General features: G+C 70.1%; 6 protein-coding genes. All 6 read left to right on the top strand.

The window, feature by feature from the left end; translation table 11 throughout:
• Nucleotides 1-64 precede the first annotated feature (64 nt).
• The gene (locus QQM72_RS39945) at nt 65-2,377 is read left to right on the top strand and encodes a beta-L-arabinofuranosidase domain-containing protein (RefSeq protein WP_314225715.1); all 2,313 of its coding nucleotides are present in this window, start codon (nt 65-67) and stop codon (nt 2,375-2,377) included.
• Between the two features lie 86 nt (nt 2,378-2,463).
• Entirely contained in the window at nt 2,464-2,709 is a 246-nt protein-coding gene (locus tag QQM72_RS39940) for a hypothetical protein (protein ID WP_314225714.1), read from the top strand.
• 180 nt (nt 2,710-2,889) lie between these two features.
• Complete coding sequence (locus QQM72_RS39935; RefSeq protein ID WP_314225713.1) at nt 2,890-4,170, top strand: YhgE/Pip domain-containing protein; 1,281 nt, start codon at nt 2,890-2,892, stop codon at nt 4,168-4,170.
• Between the two features lie 81 nt (nt 4,171-4,251).
• The gene (locus QQM72_RS39930; RefSeq protein ID WP_314225712.1) at nt 4,252-4,932 is read left to right on the top strand and encodes a DNA alkylation repair protein; all 681 of its coding nucleotides are present in this window, start codon (nt 4,252-4,254) and stop codon (nt 4,930-4,932) included.
• Nucleotides 4,933-5,456: 524 nt separating this feature from the next.
• Complete coding sequence (locus QQM72_RS39925; RefSeq protein WP_314225716.1) at nt 5,457-6,878, top strand: lamin tail domain-containing protein; 1,422 nt, start codon at nt 5,457-5,459, stop codon at nt 6,876-6,878.
• A 183-nt stretch (nt 6,879-7,061) separates the two neighbouring features.
• Entirely contained in the window at nt 7,062-7,409 is a 348-nt protein-coding gene (locus QQM72_RS39920; protein ID WP_314225711.1) for a VOC family protein, read from the top strand.
• Nucleotides 7,410-7,564: the final 155 nt, after the last annotated feature.

Here is a 7,564-nt window from a genome sequence, read left to right as displayed (position 1 = left end):
CCTCGGCAGCCCCCCTCCGCCGGCCCCCCATCCCCGCTCCTCCGATCAAGGAACAGGTGGAACGATGTCCTCCTCACTCAGCAGACGGCGCCTCCTGCAAACAGCCGGAGTCACGCTCGCCGCCTCCGCGGCCGGCCCCCTCGTCGGCGCCTCTCCCGCACGGGCGGCCGTGCCTCCCGCCCGTGCCGACATCGGGGTCTCCGCGTACGCCTTCGACTTCGGCCAGGTGCGGCTGACCGCGAGCCGGTGGCTGGACAACCAGAACCGCACAGCCGCCTACCTGCGGTTCGTGGACGTCGACCGGCTGCTGTACACCTTCCGCGCCAACCACAAGCTCTCCACGGCCGGCGCAGCCGCCAACGGCGGCTGGGACGCACCCGACTTCCCCTTCCGCAGCCACGTCCAGGGACACTTCCTCACCGCCTGGGCGCAGCTGTACGCCGTCACCGGGGACTCGGTCGCCCGCAGCAAGGCGCTCTCCATGGTGGCGGAGCTGGCCAAGTGCCAGGCCAACAACAGCGCCGCCGGATTCACCGCCGGCTACCTCTCCGGCTACCCCGAGTCCGACTTCACCGCCCTCGAACAGGGCACCCTGAGCAACGGAAACGTGCCGTACTACACGATCCACAAGACGCTCGCCGGGCTGCTGGACGTGTGGCGCCTGATCGGCAGCACGCAGGCCCGGGACGTCCTGCTGGCTCTGGCGGGCTGGGTCGACACCCGCACCGGCCGGCTCACCGGGGCACAGATGCAGGCGATGCTGGGCGTGGAGTTCGGCGGCATGAACGACGTGCTGTGCGACCTCTACCAGCAGACGGGCGACGCCCGGTGGCTCACCGCCGCCCAACGCTTCGACCACGCAGCCGTGTTCGACCCGCTGGCCGCCAACCTGGACCGGTTGAACGGGCTGCACGCCAACACCCAGGTCCCCAAGTGGATCGGCGCCCTGCGCGGGTACAAGGCCACCGGCACCACCCGGTACCGGGACATCGCCACCAACGCGTGGAACATCGCCGTCGGCACCCACACCTACGCCATCGGCGGCAACAGCCAGGCGGAGCACTTCCGTGCGCCGAACGCGATCGCCGCCTACCTGAAACAGGACACCTGCGAGAGCTGCAACACGTACAACATGCTCAAACTCACCCGCGACCTGTACGCGCTGACCCCGGACCGGGCCGCGCTGTTCGACTTCTACGAGCAGGCGTGGCTCAACCACATGATCGGCCAGCAGAACCCGGCGGACGCCCACGGCCACGTCACCTATTTCACCCCGCTGAACCCGGGCGGCCGGCGCGGTGTGGGCCCGGCCTGGGGCGGCGGCACCTGGAGCACCGACTACGGCACCTTCTGGTGCTGCCAGGGCACGGGCCTGGAGATGCACACCCGGCTGATGGACTCCATCTACTTCCGCAACGACACCACGCTCACCGTGAACCTGTTCGTGCCGTCGGTGCTCACCTGGTCCCAGCGCGGGATCACCGTCACCCAGACCACCTCGTACCCCACCGGCGACACGACCACGTTGACGGTCACCGGCAGCGCCGCCGGAACGTGGTCGATGCGCGTCCGCATTCCCGGCTGGACCACCGGAGCCACCGTCAGCGTCAACGGCGTGGCGCAGAACATCGCCACCACCCCCGGCACCTACGCCACCCTGACCCGCACATGGGCGTCCGGTGACACCGTCACCGTCCGTCTGCCGATGCGGGTCGTCCTGCGGCCCACGCCCGACAACGCGAACACCGCCGCGGTCACCTACGGGCCGGTCGTGCTGGCCGGCGACTACGGAGACAGCGCGCTCAGCACACTCCCGCTGCTCGACACCGCCAGCATCGCGCGTACCAGCAGCACGTCGCTCGCCTTCACCGCGACCGCGGGCGGCTCGGGCGTCGACCTGGGCCCGTTCCACGACGCGCACGGCTTCAACTACACCGTCTACTGGAACACCGGTGGCACCGCCGCCGTACACCTCGTCAACGCGGCCAGCAACCTGGTGCTGGGCGTCCAGGACATGTCCACCGCCGACGGCGGCCTCGCCCTCCAGTGGACCGACAGCGGCACCGCCGACCACGACTGGGAGATGATCGTCGACGGAACGGCGGTCCGCTTCCGGAACGTCAACAGCGGCAAGGTCCTCGGTGTGCTGAACATGTCCACCGCGGACAACGCGAGCGTGCTCCAGTGGACGGACAACGGCACCTCGGACCATCAGTGGACGCTGCTCGACCAGGGCGACGGCACCTACAAGATCCGCAACGTGCACAGCGGCAAACTGCTCGCCATCGCGGGCAACTCCACCGCCGTCGGAGCCTTCGCGGTCCAGGCCCCCGACGACGGCACCGCCGACAACCGGTGGCGCATCGCGAGCGCCTGACCGACCGCCGCGGTTTCCGTGTGGCTGTCCGGCGCCGGCCCGGACAGCCACAGTCCATCGGCCGCGGTGAGACCGATCTCCACGACATGTCGGACGTGGTCCCGGCCGAGGTCACCCACTTCGACGCCGACCACATCGGCGGCCCCTCCGCCTTCCCCGACGCCCAGGTCCACCTGACGGCGGACGAGGCCCGCGGAGCCGCCACACCCCCTCCTGGCGTCGGCGGATCCGCTTCCAGCCGTTGCGGCGGGCGCACGGCCCGTGCTCCGTCTCGGACGTCCCGCCCGTCCACCAAGCGGCCCACGCCGTCGAACGGCCGCGGAGACGGGTGACCCCATCCGGCTGGCGACCCGCCAGTCGACAGACTGTCGGCGCTCCCCCGGACCGTGGGACGGCGAGACTTGGGACGACTCGCCGTACCTCCCCATCCCGGCCGGCGGCCCACGGCGGCCGGCCCGCAGCAAACACCCACCCGCCAGGTCCCAGACACGTCCCAGACACGACGGAGAACCATGACCGCCGACGGCACGACCCCCGGCACCGGCCCTCAAGCACACGCCGCCACTCTCCTGCGCCGCCCCAAGCTGTGGCTGGTGCCCACGATCCTCACCGGACTGCTCGCCCTGCTGCTGTCGCTGCTGTACATGGGCGGCATCGTCAGCCCGCAGCGCGACCTGCACGACCTGCCGATCGCACTCGTCAACAGCGACACCGGCAAGCCGCCGGCCGGGCAGAAGCAGAACCTCGGCACCCAGGTGGCCGCGGCCGTCGTCTCGGACACCTCGAGCGACACCGCCGACTGGCGGCAGCTGACCCGGGCCCAGGCCCAGGACGAGCTGAACTCGGGCAAGGTCTACGGCGCGCTGGTCATCCCCGCGGACTTCACCGACTCCGTCGCCGCGCTCACCGGCGCGAACGCGACCGCGCGGCCCACGATGACCGTGCTGACCAACCCCGCCAAGGGCAGTCTCGGTTCCTCCCTCGCCAGCAAGATCACGACGACGGCGGCCCAGCAGGCCTCCCGGACCATCGGCAAACAGCTGACCGCCGCCGCCTCGGGAGCGGACTCCACCACCGAACTGCTGCTCGCCGACCCGGTGAGCGTCGTCACCGCGGTCGGCCACCCCCTGGGCGACAACAGCGGCCTCGGTCTGAGCGCCTTCTACTACACCCTGCTGCTCGTCCTGGCCGGCTTCATGGGCGGCAACGTCATCAGCAACGGCGTGGACACCGCCCTCGGTTACGCGGACAACGAGATCGGACCCTGGCACACCCGGCTGCCCACGGTGCCGATCAGCCGCACCCAGACTCTGCTGCTGAAGATGGCCATGACGGCCGGGATCACGGTCCTCAGCGTCTCCCTCGTACTGCTCGCCTGCGTCAGCGTCCTCGGTATGGACGCCACCCACATCCCCCTGCTGTGGATCTACTCCTACTGCGCGGCCCTCGCGGTCGGCCTCGGCGTCCAGGCCATCAACGCGGCCTTCGGCGGGATCGGCCAGCTGGTGTCCATGTTCGTGTTCATCGTGCTCGGTCTGCCCTCGTCCGGCGCCACGGTTCCGCTCCAGGCCGTCCCCGGGTTCTACCGCTTCCTGTCCCACTTCGAGCCCATGCGCCAGCTCAGCGACGGCGTCCGCGCCATCCTCTACTTCGACGCACGCGGCGACGCCGGACTCACCCGCGCCTGGACCATGATCGGGATCGGCGCGGCCGTCGGTCTCCTCTTCGGCTTCGCGATGACCTCGTACTACGACCGCAAGGGCCACAAGCGCTTCACCCCGCAGCCCGCTTGAGCGACGGGCCCGGGTGCTCAGGAGCCGCTCCGGACGGCTGGAACCTATGCTGAATCCGCACATGGTGGACAGGAGACCGAGATGTCCGAGACGGCGTTGACCGAGGTGATGGCCGAGCTGGCCGGGCTCGAGGACCCGAAGACCCGCGCGGTGAACGAGAAGCACGGTGACGATCACGGTGTGAACCTCGGCAAGCTGCGCGCGCTCGCGAAGCGGCTGAAGACGCAGCAGGAACTCGCGGGTCGGCTGTGGCAGACGGACGACACCGCGGCGAGGCTGCTGGCGATCCTGATCTGCCGCCCGAAGGCGTTCGAGCGTGACGAGTTGGACGCCATGCTGCGCGAGGCCCGCACGCCCAAGGTGCACGACTGGCTCGTGAACTACGTGGTGAAGAAGGGCCCGCACTCCGAGGAACTGCGCGTGATCTGGTCCGCCGATCCGGATCCGGTGGTCGCGAGCGCCGGCTGGGCGCTGACCACCGAACGTGTGGCGAAGCGGCCGGAAGGCCTCGACCTCGCAGGACTGCTCGACGTCATCGAGGCGGAGATGAAGGACGCCCCGGACCGCCTTCAGTGGGCGATGAACCACTGCCTGGCTCAGATCGGGATCGAGCACGCCGAGCTCCGCGGCCGTGCCGTCGAGATCGGTGAGCGCCTGGAGGTGCTCAAGGACTACCCGACGCCACCGGGTTGCACCTCCCCGTTCGCGCCCGTCTGGATCGACGAGATGGTGCGTCGGCAGCACAAGGGAGAGAAGGGATAGAAGGCTGCGGTGCCGTGGCACGCGCCGACCGCGACCGAGCCCGAAAGGCCCCACAGCCCCAACAGCCCTCACAGCCCCCAGTGCCCACACTGCCTGGACAGGGTTCTCCGCGATGGGCTCGGAACCAGCGACGGCGCCTTCGGAACGGCCAGCCGGTTCACCGTAGGCACGAGCGCCCGCTCCCTCGCGCCCGGCGAACCCGACGGTGACGGCGACCTGGATCTGGCGTGGCCGAGGAGCGGGGCGGCGGCGTCAGGCTGCTCACCGGCGACGGTACCGGCGCGTTCACTGTCGAGGTCGAGCCGGTGAACGTGCCCCGGCCGCACGGCCTGGTCCTCAGCGACTTCGACGACGACGGCGACCTGGACACCGCCACCGCCGGCGTCGCCCGCACCGGGGCGAACGCGGCGCGCGCATGCTTCGCCCGTCGTTCACCGGCCGTCCGACTCCACGGAGGAGTCGTGTTCGGCCTGCGCAGGGACCGTCAAGCCGCCTTGCCCATGACAACTTCGGGATGGAACTTCGTGACTTCATCGATCGCCCGCCGTCGGCGCCGTGGTCTTACCCGTGTCCTCGTCGCCGCACCGCTGCTGACCGTGGGCGCCCTGACCGGCGTCCCGGCCGCCCACGCGGCTGCCGCCGACGACATCCGCGTCAACGAGGTCGTGACCACCGGCGACGTCAACGACTCGATCGAGCTCTACAACAAGGGCACCGGCACGATCGACGTCTCGGGCTGGATCCTCAAGGACGACAACAACAGCTCCAAGTACAAGATCGCTTCCGGAACCACGCTGGCACCGGGAGCGTACCGGGCGTTCGACGTCCACGGCGCGTTCGGTCTGGGCTCCGACGACAAGGCCCGCCTGTACCTCGCCGACGGCACCACCCTGGTCGACAGCTTCGCCTGGAGCGAGCACTCCGACGCCTCCTGGTCGCGCTGCCCCGACGGGACCGGCGCGTTCGGGGAGGCGGCCCTGACCCTCGGAGCTCCCAACGACTGCGGCACCGGCGGCGGTGGTACGACCCCCGTGGCATGGCCCGGCAGCGGCACCGTGGCGACGGCGGACGCCTCCGACGTGTTCGGTGAGGACCTCAGTGGCCTCTACCAGGAGGGCAGCGTTCTGTGGGGCGCGCAGAACAGCGGCAAGCTGTGGCGCCTGGTCCGTGACGGCTCCGGCGGCTGGACCCCGGACACGAGCGGTGGCTGGTCCTCCGGCAAGACCCTGCGCTTCCCCGGCGGTTCGGGGAGCCCCGACAGCGAGGGAGTCACCTTGACCGGCTCCGGTTCCGCCGGCGGGGCGTTCGTCGCGAGCGAGCGCAACGGCGATGCCTCCGGCACCAGCCGCCTCTCGGTACTGAAGTACGACGTCACCGCCGGCGGCTCCACCCTGACCTCGAGCAGGGAATGGAACCTCACCTCCGACCTGCCCTCGACCGGCTCCAACCTCGGCTTCGAAGGGATCACCTGGATCCCCGACACCTACCTGAGCGGTGCCGGCTTCAAGGACGCCACCACCGGCTCGGCCTACGACCCGGCCCGCTACGGCGCCCACAGCGGCGGCGTGTTCTTCGTCGGCGTCGAGGGCACCGGCATGATCTACGGCTACATCCTCGCCGACTCCGGCGCCTACACCCGTGTCGCCTCTCTCAGCAGCGGCATGTCCGGGGTGATGGAGCTCCAGTGGGAACCGCAGGCCGCTCGTCTGTGGGCCGTCTGCGACGACACCTGCGACGGCCGGCACCGGACACTGAAGGTGGACGCCACCGGCACGTTCACCACCAGCGCCGTCTACGACCGACCCAGCGGCATGCCCGACTACAACAACGAGGGCTTCGCGCCGGCCGGCTCCGACGAGTGCGTCGCCGGCTCCAAGCCCGTCTACTGGTCCGACGACTCCAACGACGGCGGACACGCGCTGCGCAAGGGCACCATCACCTGCTGAAGCCCTCACTCGTGTGGCCCCGGCCCACTCCTCGGGCCGGGGCCACACTCCGATGTCCGGTCCGTGCAGTGCGTGCGGTGCGCGCAGGGCGTGCGGCCCTGCCGGGCCGGATTGTCAGTGGGGTACGGCAGAGTGGTGAACAGTCCAGGATGCGTGTCCGATCCATCCCATGGAGAGTCGTCGATGGCCGTTCGCCGTGTCATGCCCATCATCCAGTCGGAGGCGGTACAGGAGAGCCGCGAGTTCTACGGGCTGCTGGGCTTCGAGGAAGTCATGAATCTGGGCTGGATCATGACTCTTGCCTCGCCCTCCACTCCGGCGGCGCAGGTCAGCATCATGAGCAGCGACAAAGCCGCCCCGGTGACCCCTGACATGAGCGTCGAGGTCGACGACGTCGACGCGGCCTACGCGCTGATGCGGGACAGCGGCGCGGAGATCGTCCACCACCTGCAGGACGAGGAGTGGGGAGTACGGCGGTTCTTCGTACGCGACCCCAACGGCCGCGTGGTCAACGTGCTGCACCACCTCTGAGGCCTTCCGCGCCACGCGCGCCCACGACGGGCCCGCACGCTCGTCGCTCTCCTCGATCTCCGCCCGATCGGGTGCTGAAGATTTTCCGCGGAAAGCCGGACGCGGTGGCACCTCTCGCGCGTTTTCCCCCTCTGTTCAGCTAGCCGGACTCACCG

The organism is Streptomyces zaehneri (assembly GCF_032248645.1).
In the GTDB taxonomy this organism is placed as follows: domain Bacteria; phylum Actinomycetota; class Actinomycetes; order Streptomycetales; family Streptomycetaceae; genus Streptomyces; species Streptomyces coriariae.
Note: the sequence above shows the minus strand (reverse complement) of the source record. Positions and strands in the feature narration are given on the sequence as shown.